Annotated in this window: 15 protein-coding genes and 1 tRNA gene; 12 read left to right on the top strand and 4 right to left on the bottom strand. The window is 65.9% G+C overall.

Annotation, left to right across the window (positions count from 1 at the left end; genetic code table 11):
• Positions 1-43 precede the first annotated feature (43 nt).
• Positions 44-136, bottom strand: coding sequence for a pyrroloquinoline quinone precursor peptide PqqA (pqqA, locus tag F1642_RS08860; RefSeq protein ID WP_042250260.1), 93 nt, complete (start codon positions 134-136; stop codon positions 44-46).
• 147 nt (positions 137-283) lie between these two features.
• Here pqqA and F1642_RS08865 point away from each other — a divergent pair, with 147 nt between their 5' ends.
• The 12 genes from F1642_RS08865 to F1642_RS08920 all read left to right on the top strand — a co-directional run bounded on the left by F1642_RS08865 (position 284) and on the right by F1642_RS08920 (position 14,276).
• Positions 284-1,342, top strand: coding sequence for a quinoprotein relay system zinc metallohydrolase 2 (locus tag F1642_RS08865; RefSeq protein ID WP_194886028.1), 1,059 nt, complete (start codon positions 284-286; stop codon positions 1,340-1,342).
• An 87-nt stretch (positions 1,343-1,429) separates the two neighbouring features.
• Positions 1,430-2,785 carry an ABC transporter substrate-binding protein gene (locus F1642_RS08870; RefSeq protein ID WP_046000584.1) on the top strand — a complete coding sequence of 452 codons (1,356 nt, stop codon included), beginning with the start codon at positions 1,430-1,432 and terminating at the stop codon, positions 2,783-2,785.
• Positions 2,786-2,846: 61 nt separating this feature from the next.
• The gene (locus tag F1642_RS08875; protein ID WP_194886029.1) at positions 2,847-3,842 is read left to right on the top strand and encodes a carbohydrate ABC transporter permease; all 996 of its coding nucleotides are present in this window, start codon (positions 2,847-2,849) and stop codon (positions 3,840-3,842) included.
• Positions 3,842-4,975 carry a carbohydrate ABC transporter permease gene (locus tag F1642_RS08880; protein WP_045982319.1) on the top strand — a complete coding sequence of 378 codons (1,134 nt, stop codon included), beginning with the start codon at positions 3,842-3,844 and terminating at the stop codon, positions 4,973-4,975. Before F1642_RS08875 ends, F1642_RS08880 begins: the two co-directional genes overlap by 1 nt.
• On the top strand, positions 4,972-6,513 hold the full coding sequence (locus F1642_RS08885; protein WP_052715245.1) for an alpha-amylase family glycosyl hydrolase: 1,542 nt from the start codon (positions 4,972-4,974) through the stop codon (positions 6,511-6,513). The genes F1642_RS08880 and F1642_RS08885 overlap by 4 nt, the downstream gene beginning before the upstream one ends.
• A gap of 16 nt (positions 6,514-6,529) precedes the next feature.
• The gene (locus F1642_RS08890; RefSeq protein ID WP_139599176.1) at positions 6,530-7,753 is read left to right on the top strand and encodes an ABC transporter ATP-binding protein; all 1,224 of its coding nucleotides are present in this window, start codon (positions 6,530-6,532) and stop codon (positions 7,751-7,753) included.
• Between the two features lie 78 nt (positions 7,754-7,831).
• Positions 7,832-8,803: a GAF domain-containing protein gene (locus F1642_RS08895; protein ID WP_255522303.1), complete on the top strand. Its 972-nt coding sequence runs from the start codon at positions 7,832-7,834 to the stop codon at positions 8,801-8,803.
• 117 nt (positions 8,804-8,920) lie between these two features.
• Positions 8,921-10,447, top strand: coding sequence for an aldehyde dehydrogenase (adh, locus tag F1642_RS08900; RefSeq protein ID WP_046000587.1), 1,527 nt, complete (start codon positions 8,921-8,923; stop codon positions 10,445-10,447).
• Positions 10,448-10,529: 82 nt separating this feature from the next.
• Entirely contained in the window at positions 10,530-11,585 is a 1,056-nt protein-coding gene (locus F1642_RS08905; RefSeq protein WP_045982351.1) for a DNA topoisomerase IB, read from the top strand.
• Entirely contained in the window at positions 11,582-11,911 is a 330-nt protein-coding gene (locus tag F1642_RS08910; protein WP_045982321.1) for a DUF779 domain-containing protein, read from the top strand. The genes F1642_RS08905 and F1642_RS08910 overlap by 4 nt, the downstream gene beginning before the upstream one ends.
• A gap of 69 nt (positions 11,912-11,980) precedes the next feature.
• Entirely contained in the window at positions 11,981-12,898 is a 918-nt protein-coding gene (gene argC, locus F1642_RS08915) for an N-acetyl-gamma-glutamyl-phosphate reductase (RefSeq protein WP_139599175.1), read from the top strand.
• Positions 12,899-13,046: 148 nt separating this feature from the next.
• Positions 13,047-14,276 carry a calcium-binding protein gene (locus tag F1642_RS08920; RefSeq protein ID WP_194886030.1) on the top strand — a complete coding sequence of 410 codons (1,230 nt, stop codon included), beginning with the start codon at positions 13,047-13,049 and terminating at the stop codon, positions 14,274-14,276.
• Positions 14,277-14,292: 16 nt separating this feature from the next.
• Here the strand turns inward: F1642_RS08920 and F1642_RS08925 are convergent.
• From F1642_RS08925 to F1642_RS08935, 3 genes are all read right to left on the bottom strand, one after another.
• Positions 14,293-14,368, bottom strand: a tRNA-Ala gene (locus F1642_RS08925).
• A 60-nt stretch (positions 14,369-14,428) separates the two neighbouring features.
• Positions 14,429-16,306 (bottom strand): pyrroloquinoline quinone-dependent dehydrogenase, encoded by a 1,878-nt coding sequence (locus F1642_RS08930; RefSeq protein ID WP_194886031.1) that lies wholly within the window; start codon positions 16,304-16,306, stop codon positions 14,429-14,431.
• 5 nt (positions 16,307-16,311) lie between these two features.
• Positions 16,312-16,671 (bottom strand): hypothetical protein, encoded by a 360-nt coding sequence (locus tag F1642_RS08935; protein ID WP_046000590.1) that lies wholly within the window; start codon positions 16,669-16,671, stop codon positions 16,312-16,314.
• Positions 16,672-16,709: the final 38 nt, after the last annotated feature.

Here is a 16,709-nt window from a genome sequence, read left to right on the forward strand (position 1 = left end):
GAACGAGTTCGGACGGGGCCGCATTCCTGCCTGCGGTACAGGCTTAGAACAGGACGGGCTCGTCCTCGGCGGGTGCGTACATGTTGATCTCCATGCCGCAAGCGATCTCGGTCAGGATAGGTTTGGTCCAGGCCATGTTGTGCTCCTCCTACATGCCGGTGGCGCCGCTACAGAAGGCGACTGGATTCAAATCTAGTATACAGACAGGATGAATCAACACGACAAAGGTCGCAAGGTCGTGACCATTTCGTGAAGACGGGCCGCAAAAGGGGACGGAAGGACGATGTTTCACCTGGTTCTGGGCGTCTGTCTGGCGATGGCCGCCGATCAATGCGGCCAGGTTCTGCTGCCCCAGGGCGATTCGGCGACGGCCCAGGGGTGCCGAACGCAGGCCGCGCAGGTCGCGGATGCGTGGCTGGCCGCGCGGCCCGAACTGACCGGCAGTGCGCCGGAATGCCGCGCCAATGCCGATCTTCCGGCGCTGGACCTGCAGCAGGTCGCGCCGGGCGTTCATGTCCATTTCGGCGATTCTCACCAGATGGAGGAGACCCCGGACGGGCGCATCGCCAACCTGGGGGTGATCATCGGCCGCGATGCGGTCGCGGTGATCGACGCGGGGGTGTCGCGGGCGCAGGCGCAGGACCACTATGTGGCGATCCGGAGGATCACCGACCTTCCGATGCGGCACCTGATCCTGACGCACATGCATCCCGACCACGTGCTGGGCGCGCAGGTGCTGTCCGAGGCCGGGGCCCGCATCACCGCGCATCACGCCCTGCCGCAGGCGCTTCAGGCGCGGGCGGCGGGGTATCTTGACGCGCTGGTTGGTCTTTACCCGGCCCCGGATTGGATCGGCACGCAGGTGGTCATGCCCGACGACCTGGTCGATGACCGCCGCCAGATCGACCTGGGCGATCGGTCCCTGCTGCTGCGGGCATGGCCCGCGGCCCATACCGACAGCGACCTGACCGTGCTAGACCGCAGGACGAACACGCTGTTCACCGGCGATCTGCTGTTCCGGGACCTGACGCCGGTGGTGGACGGATCGCTGCTGGGATGGCTGGAATGGCTGGACAGCGACCCGGCGCGCGGCGCAGGCTTGATCGTGCCGGGACATGGACCGGCCAGCGAATCATGGGCCGACGCATCGGCACCCCAGACCGCATTATTGAAAGCGCTTGCGACCGCGACGCGCCGGGCCATTCAGGACGGGTTGCCCCTGTCGCAGGCCGTGCCCGCCATCGCCAATGCATTGCAGCCGATGCAGAATTCATGGAATTCCTATCCAGAGACGGTGGCGCGGAACGCAACCGCGGCCTACAAGGAACTGGAATGGGAATGAGAAGCGTTTGACAGGTTCGCCAGAACTGGCAAATGTTCGCGTTAACAGCCGGGCGAAACAGGTCCGGGGACTTTCAGGGAGGAAGACTTGAAAACCGCATTGTACACGACCGCCGCGATCATCGCGCTGACCGCGGGCAGCGCGCAGGCGCAGCTGGTGATTGAACCGGGCAGCGACGACCGCATCAACTGGGCCAGCCTGGACGAGTTCAAGGCCGCGCATTCCGACCTTGAGGGGCAGAGCTTCAACATCCTGGGCCCCTGGCTGGGCGGCGACCAGGAGCTGTTCCAGTCGGTCATCGCCTATTTCAACGAGGCGACCGGCGCGCAGGCGAACTATTCCGGTTCCGACAGCTTCGAGCAGCAGATCGTCATCGACAGCGAGGCCGGATCTCCCCCCGATGTCGCGGTCTTCCCGCAGCCGGGCCTGGCCTCGGACCTGGCCGAGAAGGGCTTCCTGCGCCCCCTTGGCGAGGAGACGGCGCAATGGCTGACCGACAACTATGCCGCGGGCGAAAGCTGGGCGGCGCTGGGCACCTATGCGGGCCCCGACGGGACCGAGGCACTGTATGCCTTCCCCTACAAGGCCGACGTCAAGTCGCTGGTCTGGTACGTCCCCGAGAACTTCGAGGATGCCGGCTATGAGATCCCCGAGACCTACGAGGACCTGAAGGCCCTGACCGAGCAGATCGCCGAGGAGGGAGAGACCCCCTGGTGCATCGGCCTGGGTTCGGGCGGCGCCACCGGCTGGCCCGCGACCGACTGGGTCGAGGACCTGATGCTGCGCACTGCCACGCCCGAGGATTACGACGCCTGGACGACCAATGCGATGCCGTTCAACGACCCCAAGGTCGTGGCCGCGATCGACGAGTTCGGCTGGTTCGCCAAGAACCCCGATTTCGTCGCGGGCGGCGTCGGATCGGTCAGCGCGACCGATTTCCGCGAAAGCCCCGCCGGGCTGTTCGACAGCCCGCCCGCCTGCTACCTGCACCGACAGGCCAGCTTCATCACGACCTTCTTCCCGGAGGGCACGGTCGTGGGCGAGGATGCCGACTTCTTCTACATGCCCGCGCCCGCATCGGGTGACCTGGGCCAGCCCGTCCTGGGCGGCGGCACCATGTTCGCGGTCCTGTCGGACAACCCCGCCGCGATGGCCTTCGTCGAGTTCCTGAAGACCCCCGTCGCGCACGAGATCTGGATGGCGCAGCAGGGCTTCGTCACGCCCTATACCGGCGCCAATGTCGAGGCCTATGACGATCCGACCGTCCGCCGCATGGGGCAGATCCTGCTGGACGCGACGGTCTTCCGGTTCGACGGGTCGGACCTGATGCCCGGCGCGATCGGCGCGGGGGCGTTCTGGACCGGGATGATCGATTTCGTCGGCGGCGCCTCGGCACAGGACGTCGCGGACAAGATCCAGGCCAGCTGGGCTTCGCTGAACTGACGACGACCGGCGCGGCGGTCGCGACGCCGCCGCGCCCCATGATCCAGGGGGGAGACCGGGAATGGAATTACTGTGGTTGGCGGTCAGCACGATCGCGATCGGGGTCTTTGGCTGCGTGGCCTGGTTCTGGGGGTCGAACTGGCTGCTGGACCGCATCTATCCGCCGCGCGGGGCGCAGGCGGGCGACAACATCCGGCGGGCGAACCAGATCCGCCCCTGGCTGTTCCTGGGGCCCGCGATCCTGTTCCTGACGACCTATCTGGTCTATCCGGTGCTGGACAGCTTCTGGCGGTCGCTGTTCAATTCTAACGGATCGCAGTTCGTCGGCCTGGACAACTATGTCTGGCTGGTGAACGACGGCAAGTTCCGGGAATCCATGCTGAACAACATGGCCTGGCTGCTGGTCGTGCCGGCCCTGTCCACGCTGTTCGGCCTGCTGGCCGCGCAGCTGACCGACCGGCTGAAATGGGGCAACATCGGCAAGTCGCTGATCTTCATGCCCATGGCCATCAGCTTTGTCGGCGCGGGCGTGATCTGGAAGTTCATCTATGAATACCGCGCCTCGGGCGAGACGCAGATCGGCCTTCTGAACTGGATCGTGACCCAGCTGGGTGGAGAGCCGCAGATCTGGCTGACCCTGCCGGTGTGGAACAACCTTCTGCTGATGGTGGTGCTGGTCTGGATTCAGACAGGCTTCGCAATGGTCATCCTGTCGGCCGCCCTGCGCGGCATCCCCGAGGAGACGATCGAGGCCGCCATCCTGGACGGCGCATCGCCCCTGCAGGTCTTCTTCAAGATCAAGGTGCCGCAGATCATGGGCACCATCGCGGTGGTCTGGACCACCATCACCATCGTCGTGCTGAAGGTCTTCGACATCGTCTTCGTCATGACCAACGGGCAATGGGGCACGCAGGTGCTGGCGAACCTGATGTACGACTGGATGTTCCGCGGCACGCCCGATTACGGGCGCGGGTCGGCCATCGCCATCGTCCTGATGATCCTGGTCACCCCGATCATGGTCTGGAATATCTACAACGCACGCAAGGAGGTCCGCTGATGGAGGGGATGGCTGGACAGAAGTCGTCGCTGGCCTGGGCGGTCAACATCGCGGCCTTCCTGCTGGTGCTGCTGTGGACGATCCCGACGCTGGGCCTGTTCGTGTCGTCGTTCCGCGACCGCGACCAGATCTCGACCTCGGGGTGGTGGCAGTCGTTCTCGGGGTCGGTGCAGACCGGTTTCGTGCGTTCGGGCACGGCGGAGGACCAGGTGCAGGAGGGCGATCTCTATGTGATCCAGGGCAGCGCCCTGGAGGGTACGCAGGAGTTGACCGCCTGGGGCACCAGCGCGCGTCAGCCCGATGCCAACGCCCCCGGCGACACCGTCGAGCTGGAGCCGGGGATCGATCTGACCGTGGCCGAGGACGGCAGCTATCGCATGACCTCGGCCCAGCCCTTCGAGATGCGGCGGGGTGAACGGATCTTCACCACCACCCTGTCGCCGCCGGCCTTCACGACCGACAACTATTCCCGGGTTCTGACCGCGGGCGGGCTGGGGCGCGCCTTCATGAACACCATGACGGTGACGATCCCCGCCACCGTCATCCCGATCCTGATCGCGGCCTTCGCGGCCTATGCGCTGGCCTGGATGCAGTTTCCGGGCCGGGCCCTGCTGACGGCGTGCGTGGTGGGGCTTCTGGTCGTGCCGCTGCAGGTGGCGCTGATCCCATTGCTGCGGCTGCACAACGAACTGGGGATCGGCAAGGGATACCTGGGCATCTGGCTGGCCCATACCGGGTTCGGCCTGCCGCTGGCGGTCTATCTGCTGCGAAACTACATGGTCGGCCTGCCACGAGAGGTCATCGAGAGCGCCCGCGTCGACGGCGCGACCGAATTCCAGATCTTCCGCCGGATCATTCTGCCGCTGTCCTTCCCGGCCCTGGCCAGTTTCGCGATCTTCCAGTTCCTGTGGGTCTGGAACGACCTGCTGGTGGCCACGGTCTTCCTGGGCAACACGCGCGAACAGCTGGTCATGACGGGCCTGCTGCGAGAGCTGATGGGATCGCGCGGAGGTGAATGGGAGATCCTTGCAACTTCGGCCTTTATCTCGATAGCGGTGCCGCTGCTGGTGTTCTTTGCCATGCAGAAATATCTGGTCCGCGGATTGCTGGCCGGCTCCGTGAAAGGTGGATGAACTTGACTGAACAGACGACGGATTGGTGGAAAGGCGGGATCATCTATCAGATCTACCCGCGCAGCTTTCAGGACACGACCGGCAGCGGCACGGGCGATCTGGCGGGCATCGCCCAGCGCCTGCCCTATGTGGCGTCCCTGGGGGTCGATGCGGTCTGGATCTCTCCGTTCTTCACCTCTCCGATGAAGGATTTCGGCTACGACGTCAGCGATTACTGCGGCATCGACCCGATCTTCGGCACGATGGAGGATTTCGACTGGCTGGTCCAAAGCGCGCATGAGCTGGGGCTGAAGGTCATGATCGACCTGGTGATGTCGCATACCTCGGACCAGCATCCCTGGTTCAAGGAAAGCCGCGCCAGCCGCGACAACCCGAAATCGGACTGGTATGTCTGGTCGGACCCGCGCCCGGACGGCACGCCGCCCAACAACTGGCTGTCGATCTTCGGCGGCAGCGCGTGGCAGTGGGATGCCCGGCGCGAACAGTATTTCCTGCACAACTTCCTGTCGTCGCAGCCGGACCTGAACTTTCACAACCCCGCCGTCCAGGATGCCCTGATCGAGATGGCGCGGTTCTGGCTGGACAAGGGCGTCGACGGCTTCCGGCTGGACACGATCAACTTCTATTTCCACGACGCCCAGCTGCGCGACAACCCGCCCCTGGCGCCGGAACTGCGCAAGTCGGACACGGCCCCCGCCGTGAACCCCTACAACCACCAGAGCCACCGCTTCAGCAAATCGCAGCCCGAGAACCTGGCCTTCCTTGAACGGTTCCACCAGGCGCTGGTGCCTTACGGCGCCGCCGTCGTGGGCGAGATCGGCGACAGCGAGCGCGGGCTGGAACTGCTGGAGGAGTATACCGGCGTGCCGGGCCGGGTGCAGATGTCCTATGTCTTCGACTTCCTGTCGGGTGACGACCTGCCCGCCGCGCGCGTGGTCGAGGTGTTCGATAAGCTGCACGACATCGCGCCCAACGCCTGGCCCTGCTGGGCCATGTCGAACCATGACGTGGTGCGCCACGTCACGCGCTGGAACCTGCCGGACCAGGCGGCCAAGGCCTATGCGACGGTGCTGTTGTGCCTGCGCGGGTCGGTCTGCCTGTACCAGGGAGAGGAGCTGGGCCTGCCCGAGGCCGAGCTGCGCTTCGAGGATCTGCGCGATCCCTATGGCATAGAGTTCTGGCCCGAGTTCAAGGGCCGCGACGGTTGCCGGACGCCGATGGTCTGGGACATGGGCGTGAACGGCGGTTTCTCGACCAGCCAGCCCTGGCTGCCGGTGCCGCACACGCATCTGCAGCGCACCGTCGTCAGCCAGGAGGCCGACGCCCAGTCCATGCTGCACCATTATCGCTGGGCGGTCGGCCTGCGCCGCAAGCACAGCGCATTGCGCTGCGGAAACATGACAGACATCAAGGCCGAGGGGCCGGTGCTGTCCTTCCGCCGCCGTGACGACAAGCAGACCCTGCTGATCCGCGCCAACTTGTCCGACGACGATGCGGGCGGGCTGATGCCGTGGCAGGTCCAGATCATCGAAGGGTAGGGGAGGAAGACCGCAAATGGCCGATCTGAAACTGACGGACGTCGCCAAGTCCTATGGCGACGTGCAGGTGCTGAGGGACATCGACCTGGACATCCGTTCGGGAGAGTTCATCGTCTTTGTCGGGCCGTCCGGCTGCGGGAAATCCACGCTCTTGCGCATGATCGCGGGCCTGGAGCAGATCACCGGAGGAGAGCTGAAGATCGGCGGGCAGGTGATGAACGACATCCCGCCCAGCCAGCGCGGCATCGCGATGGTGTTCCAGTCCTATGCGCTGTACCCGCACATGACGGTCCGCGACAACATGGCCTTCGCGCTGAAGATCGCGGGCCAGTCCAAGGAGCAGATCCAGGCCGCCACCGACCGCGCCGGCAAGATGCTGCAGCTGACGCCCTATCTGGACCGCCTGCCCAAGGCGCTGTCGGGCGGCCAGCGTCAGCGCGTGGCCATCGGGCGGGCCATCGTGCGCGACCCCAAGGTCTATCTGTTCGACGAACCGCTGTCGAACTTGGACGCCGCCCTGCGCGTCGCCACCCGGATCGAGATCGCGCAGCTGAAGGCCTCGATGCCCGACCGCACGATGATCTATGTCACCCACGACCAGACCGAGGCGATGACCCTGGCCGACCGCATCGTGGTGCTGGCCGGCGGCGGCATCGCCCAGGTCGGCGCGCCGCTGGAGCTGTACGAGCGTCCGATGACCGAATTCGTGGCCCAGTTCATCGGCAGCCCGGCGATGAACCTGCTGCCCGGGCGGGTCAAGACCGTGGGCGCGATGACCACCGTCGCGCTGGACGTGGGCCTGGAGGCGCAGGTCGCCATCCCGACCCGCGCCGGCGACGAGGGCATGGTCGTCAACCTGGGCGTCCGCCCCGAGGACATGCGCGAGACCGACGGCACCCCGGTCTTCGAGGGAACCGTCGATCTGACCGAGGCCTTGGGGGAGGTCACGCTGCTGTACTTCGGCACCGGGGCCGAGACCGCGCCGATCACCGCCAAACTGCCGGGCATCCACCCGGACCTGAAGGGCAAGCGGGTCCGGCTGACCGCCGATCCCCATGCGCTGCACCTGTTCCACAAGGGACAGTCGCTGCTGTACCGGGACGGCGCCGACCGCCTGCCGCCCTATCAGCCGCGCATGGCCGCGCCCTCGGGCAGCATGGGCGGCACGCCCGCGCAGTCGGATCGCGGTCCGGACCGGGCAATGGACGGGATGGTCATCCCCGAGGGCCCGGTACGCTGACCCCCGGGGGGCGCGACCAAAGTCGCAGATCGCGCCCCGCAAACCGTGCTATACTTTCCCCATCCTGAGGGGGAGACCATGACCGAACGCAACCACGCGGAGCTTGTGGCCGCGCAGTCGCAGTCACCCAGCGCCACCTCGGCGCTGGCCGCATCCTGGCGGCGGTCCATGCTGAAGCACGGGCTGGACCCCGCCGACCGCCGCCGCCCGGATCGCCTGTCAGACAGCGAACTGGCCGACCGCCATCAGGCGATGCAGGCCTTCCTGAACGTCGCCGGACCGCAGCTGGACCAGCTGTACAACCTGGTCGGCCTGTCGGGCTGCAACGTGCTGCTGACCGATGCGCATGGCATCGTGCTGGACCAGCGGGTGTCGGATGCCGACGCCCAGCAGTTCCGCGACTGGGGCCTGTGGCAGGGCGCCGACTGGTCCGAGGCCGCGCAGGGCACCAACGGCATCGGCACTTGCCTGGCCGAGGGTCGGCAGGTGACCATCCACCGTGACGAACATTTCCGCACCCTGAACACCGCGATGTCCTGCATGGACGCGCCGATCTGGGGACCGGACGGGCGGCTGCTGGCGGCGCTGGACGTCAGTTCGGCGCGGGCGGACCAGACCGAACGCTACAACCGGCTGATCTCGGCGCAGGTGGCGCAGACCGCGCGGGCGATCGAATCGCTGTTCTTCCGGATGTCGTTTCCCGACGCGCGCATCGTCGTGGCCTCGGACGATCAGGGCGAACAGGCGGTGCTGCTGGCGGTGGACAAGGATGACCTGGCCATCGGCGCCACCCGCGCTGCCCGCCGCGCCCTGGGGCTGGAGCGCGAGGGTGCGATCCGCCCGCGCCCGGCCGCCGACCTGCTGGGGCGCCAGGACGACCTGACCGGGTTCGACCGGGCTGAACGCGCCGCCGTGATGCGCGCCCTGGCCCGCGCGCAGGGCAACGTGTCGGCGGCCGCACGCGCGCTTGGGATCGGGCGGGCGACGATGTACCGGCGCATGGCGCGCCTTGGGCTTGGTGAAAATCACGGGGGACTGTCTCACATGTGAGACAGCTTCTGCGCTGCGGCGTGGATCGGCGGTTGCGACGAATCACGCGCTGTCCGACGCTTTGCGCATACCCGGACCGGGAGATCCGGGGGCTGACATCCCGAGGAGGAGGAACCGATGCCGAACGACCAGACGCACGAATTCAAGGGCGTGGGCGTGATGCCCTTTGCCCGCCGCTATGACAACTTCATTGGTGGCGAATGGACGGCGCCCAAGTCGGGCCGCTACTTCACCAACACCACGCCCATCACCGGGGCCGAGATCGGCGAGATCGCCCGGTCCAATGCCGACGACATCGAGGCCGCGCTGGACGCGGCGCACAAGGCCAAGGGGGCCTGGGGCCGCACCTCGACCACCGATCGGTCCAACGCGCTGCTGAAGATCGCCGACCGGATGGAGGCGAACCTGGAGCTGCTGGCCACCGCCGAGACCTGGGACAACGGCAAGCCCATCCGCGAGACGATGGCCGCCGACCTGCCGCTGGCCATCGACCATTTCCGCTACTTCGCGGGCGTCCTGCGCGCGCAAGAGGGCGGCATCAGCGAGATCGACAACGACACGATCGCGTATCACTTCCACGAGCCCCTGGGCGTGGTGGGTCAGATCATCCCGTGGAACTTTCCGCTGCTGATGGCCTGCTGGAAGCTGGCGCCCGCACTGGCCGCCGGCAACTGCGTGGTGCTGAAGCCCGCAGAGCAGACCCCGGCCACGATCATGGTCTTTGCCGAGCTGATCGCAGACATCCTGCCGCCGGGCGTCCTGAACATCGTCAACGGTTTCGGCCTGGAGGCGGGCAAGCCGCTGGCCTCGAACCCGCGCATCTCCAAGATCGCCTTCACCGGCGAGACGACCACCGGCCGCCTGATCATGCAGTACGCGTCCGAGAACCTGATCCCGGTCACGCTGGAACTGGGTGGCAAGTCGCCCAACATCTTCATGGAGGATGTCTGCCGCGAGGACGACGATTTCTTCGACAAGGCGATCGAGGGTTTCGTGATGTTCGCGCTGAACCAGGGCGAGGTCTGCACCTGCCCGTCGCGCGCCCTGATCCACGAGAAGATCTATGACCAGTTCATGGAACGCGCGTTGAAGCGCGTCGAGGCCATCGTGCAGGGCGACCCGCGTGACAGCGCGACGATGATCGGCGCGCAGGCCTCGAGCGAGCAGAAGGAGAAGATCCTCAGCTATTTCGACATCGGTCGTAAGGAAGGCGCCGAGGTGCTGATCGGCGGCGAGGCCGCGGATCACGGCGGAGAGTTGTCGGGCGGCTTCTACATCAAGCCAACGGTCTTCAAGGGCCACAACAAGATGCGGGTCTTCCAGGAGGAGATCTTTGGCCCGGTCGTGTCCGTGACCACCTTCAAGGACCAGGACGAGGCGCTGTCGATCGCCAACGACACGCTGTACGGTCTGGGCGCCGGCCTATGGTCGCGGGACGCGAACACCTGCTACCGCTTCGGCCGCGCGATCCAGGCAGGCCGGGTCTGGACCAACTGCTATCACGCCTATCCGGCCCACGCGGCCTTCGGCGGCTACAAGCAGTCGGGCATCGGGCGTGAAAACCACCGCATGATGCTGGACCACTATCAGCAGACCAAGAATATGCTGGTCAGCTACAGCCCCAAGAAGCTGGGCTTCTTCTAACGCGATGCGGGCGGCCTTCGGGTCGCCCGCAACCCGCACCGATCCCGCGGCGTTGGGCCAGACGCCACCTGCGGAGCGCGCCATGCCCAAGGACAGCATCATCGACCCCGAGGACGCCGCGATCAGCGCGGGCCTGACCTATGTGAACGACGACATGCCGGGCATCACGCGCCAGCGGTCGGGCAAGGGGTTCTCGTACAAGGGACCGGACGGGCGCACCATCACCGACAAGGCGGAACGCAAGCGGCTGGCATCGTTGGCCATTCCGCCCGCCTATGTCGACGTCTGGATCTGTCCCGATCCGCGCGGCCACATCCAGGCGACCGGGCGCGACGCCAAGGGCCGCAAGCAGTACCGCTATCACCCCGAATTCCGCGAGCTGCGCGACAGCAGCAAGTATGACCGCATGCTGGATTTCGCGCGCGGCCTGCCGCAGCTGCGCGCGCAGGTCGATGCCGACATGTCGCGCCGCGGCCTGCCGGTGGAGAAGGTTCTGGCGACCATCGTGTTCCTGTTGGAGAACACCATGATCCGCGTGGGCAACACCCGCTATGCGCGCGAGAACAAGTCGCACGGGCTGACCACGCTGCGGATGCGGCATGTCACGCTGGACGGCAATCAGGTCCGCTTCAAGTTCAAGGGCAAGTCGGGCAAGGAATGGAACCTGGGCCTGCGCGACCGCCGCGTTGCCCGCATCATCCGTGCCGTGCAGGAGATCCCGGGCCAGCATCTGTTCCAGTATGTCGACGACGACGGCACCCGCCGCCAGGTCACCTCGACCGAGGTGAACGACTATCTGCGCCAGATCACCGGGCGGCAGGTCACCGCCAAGGATTTCCGAACCTGGACCGGCACGGTCCTGGCTGCCCTGGCATTGGCCGAATACGAGAAGGCCGACAGCGAGGCAGCTGCCAAGCGCAATGTGCGCGACGCCATCGAATCGGTTGCTGCGCGGCTTGGCAACACGCCCACCATCTGCCGCCAGTGCTATGTGCACCCCCAAATCATCGACGCCTATCTGGCCGACGAGTTGCGGCTGGAGCTGGCGGACACGATCGACGACACCCTGACCCAGACCGACCTGCGCCCCGAAGAGACGCAGGTCCTGCGGTTCCTCAAGAAAAGGCTGAAGACATGAGCACCGTCACCGCCACCCCCGCCGCGCTGGAACTGATCGCCGAGATCGTGGCCGATCACGGCCCGGTCCTGTTCCACCAGTCGGGCGGCTGCTGCGACGGGTCGTCGCCGATGTGCTATCCCCAAGGCGATTTCCGCGTGGGCGAACGCGACGTGCAGCTGGGAGAGATCGGCGGTGCGCCCTTCTACATCTCGGCCAGCCAGGCCGAGGCGTGGGCCCATACCGACCTGATCATCGACGTGGTGCCGGGGCGGGGCGGCATGTTCAGTCTGGACAACGGTCGCGAGAAGCGGTTCCTGACCCGGTCAGAGATGTGCAGCATCTAGCGCCAAGCAGCGTTGTGACCAAGGCCGCGCTGCGCTAGACACGGGCGACACCTGCGAAAGGCTTGCCCCATGACCCACAGCGTCTTCATCGATGGCGAGGCCGGCACCACCGGCCTGCAGATCCGCGACCGCCTGCTGGGACGCGACGACATCCGCCTGGTTCAGCTGGACCCCGCGATGCGCAAGGACCCGCAGGCCCGCGCCGATTGCTTTGCGCAGGCCGATGTCGCCATCCTGTGCCTGCCGGACGCCGCCGCGCGCGAGGCCGTGACCCTGACGGCCGACATGGACGTGCGCCTGATCGACGCCTCGACCGCGCACCGGATCGATCCGGACTGGGTCTTCGGCTTTCCCGAACTGGCCCCCGAGATGCGCGAGCGCATCGCCGCCGCGCGGCTGGTCAGCAATCCGGGCTGCTATTCGACCGGCGCGATCGCCATCGTGGCCCCGCTGGTCGCTGCCGGCCTGATCGACGAGACCGAGGCGCTGTCGATCAACGCCGTCAGCGGCTATACCGGCGGCGGCAAGGCAATGGTCGCGGATTTCGAGGCGGGCACCGCGCCCGTGCATTTCATCTATGGCCTGGACCAGCGCCACAAGCACATCCCCGAAATCATGACCCATGGCGGCCTGCTGCTGCAGCCGGTCTTCGCGCCATCGGTCGGGAATTTTGCCCAAGGCATGGCGGTCCAGCTGCCGCTGCAGCTGGATGACGACCGCAGCGTCGCGGCCCTGCACCAGGCGCTGGCCGATCATTACGCGAACGAGGCCTTCGTGCAGGTCGTGCCCGCCGACCAGATCGGCGCCCGCATCGACCCGACCGCGCTGAACGGCAGCAACGTGCTGCGCATCAGCGTGCATGGCGACGATGAGACCGGATGCGCCACGATCGTCGCGGTGCTGGACAACCTGGGCAAGGGCGCATCGGGCGCCGCGGTCCAGAACATGAACATCATGCTGGGCCTGCCCGAGGGCACCAGCCTCTGACGCGCCACGCCATCCTTGCGGAAACGTTAACGACGTTGCGCGATAGGTTTTGACGCCTGTCGTGCGACGTCGTTAATGAATGCCATTCTGTCCCCGCACATGAACGGGACAGAGCCCATTTTCATGGTTATTTTGCAAGGGGTTAACGATGGCGCGCGTGCAGGCGTATTCCGGTTTCGACATCACGAACTTTGATCTCAGCGTGTTGTATTACGATGCGTTCAATGTCGAATTCTTTGACAATCTTTATTTCAATTATGACGGACAGCAGTTCGAGGACGTCCTGCTGGTGGATTATTACAGCGGCGGCTACGATTTTGCGACGATCTTCGGCGGCAGCGGCTTTCGTGTGACCGGTGGTGACATTACGGGTGGAACCGTCACTCTGATCGGCGGGGCCGCCAATATTGGCGGACATTACTACGATCAATGGCAGATCGACCAGCTGAGGGTGCCGCTGGCAGATATCTACAACGCGTCCATGACATTCTCGCGTGTCGATGATCAGCGGATCATCGAACGGATGCTGTCTGGCAACGACGTCTTCACCCTAAGCTTCGAAGACGACCGCGCCTTCGGGATGGCGGGCGACGATACGCTGTACGGCAATGGCGGCAACGACATCCTTGGCGGCGGGATCGGCCATGACGCGCTGTATGGCGGCGCCGGCCTGGACCGGGTGCTGATGGATGCGGGCAATGACGTCATCGACGGCGGTTCGGGCGTCGATACGGTCGTCCTGCAGGGCGCCACGGGTGGCCACATCGACCTGGCGGTGACCGGGCGGCAGGACACCCGCCATGGCCTGGACATCATCCGCGGGGTCGAGAATGCCGAAGGCGGCGCCGGCCATGACGTGCTGCTGGGCAACGGGCAGGGAAACCTGATGCGTGGCAACGCGGGCAATGATCGGCTGGAAGGGCGCGCGGGCAACGACACGCTGGAGGGCGGGTTCGGCAATGACCGTCTGCATGGCGGGCAGGGGGCGGATCGGCTGGCGGGCGGAGCGGGCAACGACACCCTGATCGGCGGACAGGGGGCGGATCTGCTGACCGGGGGCGTCGGGGCGGATACGTTCGTCTTCGGGTCGATGGCCGACAGCCAGAGCGCCCAGACCGACCTGATCCTTGATTTCCGGCGCGGCAGCGATCGAATCGACCTGTCCGGCATCGATGCGGACTGGCGGACCCCCGGAAACCAGGCGTTCCACATGACCGACAGCTTCGAGCCCGGGCAGGGTGCACAATTGATGGTGCAGTATGTCCCGCAGACCAACGTGACGCGTGTGATGATGGACGCGAACGGAGATGGCCGCGTGGACGGGATGATCCGCCTGTCAGGCCAGCTGTCGCTGACCGAGGCAGATTTCATTCTGTAGACGGATGATCCGGATCTGGTGGAGCCGAGGGGAATCGAACCCCTGACCTCGTCATTGCGAACGACGCGCTCTACCAACTGAGCTACGACCCCAACGCTGTTTTGATCGCGTGGGCGGCGCGGTTTGTCAAGTGGGCCGCGCCGCCCTGTTCATCACTTGGGCAGGGTGAAGGCGATCAGCTGATCGGCCACCTGCGGCTTGATGATGGAATTGCCACCGACGGCAAAGACCACGTATTGCTGGCCATCATAATCATAGACCGCGGGGATCGACACGGCCGGGGCGTCGACCTGAGCCTTCCACAACACGTCGCCGGTGGCGGCGTCCAGCGCGCGCACCCGGGCGTCCATCGACGCGCCGATGAAGATCAGCCCGGACGCCGTCACGACCGGCCCGCCGATGGTGGGCGAACCCCAGCTTTCCGGCATGTAGAAGCCCCATTGCTGCGTCTGTCCAAAGGGACGCTCCCACAGCGTTTCACCCGATTTCAGGTCGATGGCGGACATCAGACCATAGGGTGGCTTCCAGCAGGGCATGCCGATCGGGTTCAGGAAGTTGGTCAGGCTGAAACCGTAGGGCGTGCCGGTCATCGGGAACAGGCCGCCCTCGGCCTCGCTGCCGCCGCTGGTCATGGTGTCGTAATCCTCGCGCTCGATCAGTTGATAGATCTGCGCCACGCGAGAGCTGTTGATATAAAGGATGCCGCTTTCCGGATCGACCGCGCCGCCGCCCCATTGAAAGCCGCCCGCTGTGGCCGGATAGGCCAGCGTCCCTTCCAGGCTGGGCGGGGTGTAACGGCCCTCATAGCGCAGCTCGTCGAACTTGCGCGAGCAATAGCCGAAGGACGCGATGTCGGCCAAGCCGAACACGCCGCCCCAATCATCGCCGATCGGCGATTTCGGTAGGGTCGGAATGGGCTGCGTCGGGGACGAGACCTCTCCTTCGACATCCGTTGCGGGGACGGGGGTGTCCTCGATCGGAAAGATCGGCTCTCCGGTCAGGCGGTTCAGAACGAAGGCATAGCCCATCTTGGTGGGCTGGACCAAGGCGGGGGTGCTGCCCCCCTCACCGGGGATATCCACAAGGGTTGGTGCCGCGACGGTATCGTAATCCCAGATGTCGTGGTTTACCAATTGGCGCGACCACACGACCTCTCCGGTGTCGCCATTCACTGCGGTGACCGAGGTCGCCAGGGGGATCGGGTCGGTGCGCGTCCCGCCATAGAAATCCGCGCTGGGGCTGGAGACGGGCAGGAAGGCCAGACCGTTCTCCTCGTCGACCGACATGGCGGTCCAGACGTTCGACGTGCCGGTCACGCCGTCGTAATCGTCGGGGATCGAATGGAAGGTCCAGTCCAGTTCGCCGGTGCGCGCGTCGACGGCAAAGACCGACCCCAGGGGGTTCGCTGCGTCGTGCCAGTCCTTGCCCGCCCAACCCAGCAACAGCTTGTCGCGAAAGACGGTGGGGGGCTGCAGCTGCGACAGCGGAAAGTTCGCGTCGGGCTTGTTCCACTGGTTCACGTCCAAAATGCCGCCCTCGCCGAAATCGGCGCACAGTTCCCCGGTATCGGCATCCACCGCATGCAGTTCGGCGTCCATCGTGCCGATATAGACCCGCCGGGCGCAGGGTCCGTCGCCCTCTCCCTCCCAATAGGTCACGCCGCGGTTCTTCAGTTCGGGCTGGGACAGGGGCTCCAGCGTGGTGTCGTCGGGCTCATACGTCCAGGCGATCTCTCCGGTGTCGGGATGGACGGCCAGGATGCGATAGAAGGGCGTGCCGACATACAGCAGGTCGTTGGCCAGGATCGGCGTCGCAGACCACACCGTGCCCGGAATGTCGCCCGACCCGTCGGAGACATCCCCGGTGTGGATCTCCCACGCCATTTCAAGATCGCCGACGTTCTCGGGGGTAATCTGGGTGGAGGCGCTGTATTTCTGCGCCATGCCGTTGCCGTGGAAACCGGTCCATTCGGTCTGTTGCGCATGGGCGGCGGGGGCCAGCAGGATCAGGGCGGGAAGGATGCGGATCATGGCTTTTACCTCGCGACCAGGATGAAGATCAGCCACAGGGCCAGCGTCAGCGCGATGGCCAGCATCAGCCAGCCCTGCATCAGGAACCACGCGCAGATCAGCGTCAGCAGCCCCCCGATCAGGATCATCACCGCGACGAAGGTGCGGAACCGGCCCGGCGACAGACGCCCGACCAGCAGCGCGGCCACGGTCAGTGCGACCATGCCAAGGATGGCCAGCCCGGCGCCGGCAGTTCCGGTGATGCCCGATCCGCGCTGGAAGAAGGCCAGGATAGCCAGAACCAGGCCGATCACGGCAGGGACCGCCATCAGATTGGCGACCAGCTCCTCTCGGGCGCGGTGGGCGGGGGGCAGGGTGTCGGGCATCGGGACCTCTGGCATGGGGTCTGACCGGCGCGATCACG

Source organism: Paracoccus sp. NBH48 (assembly GCF_015390265.1).
In the GTDB taxonomy this organism is placed as follows: domain Bacteria; phylum Pseudomonadota; class Alphaproteobacteria; order Rhodobacterales; family Rhodobacteraceae; genus Paracoccus; species Paracoccus marcusii.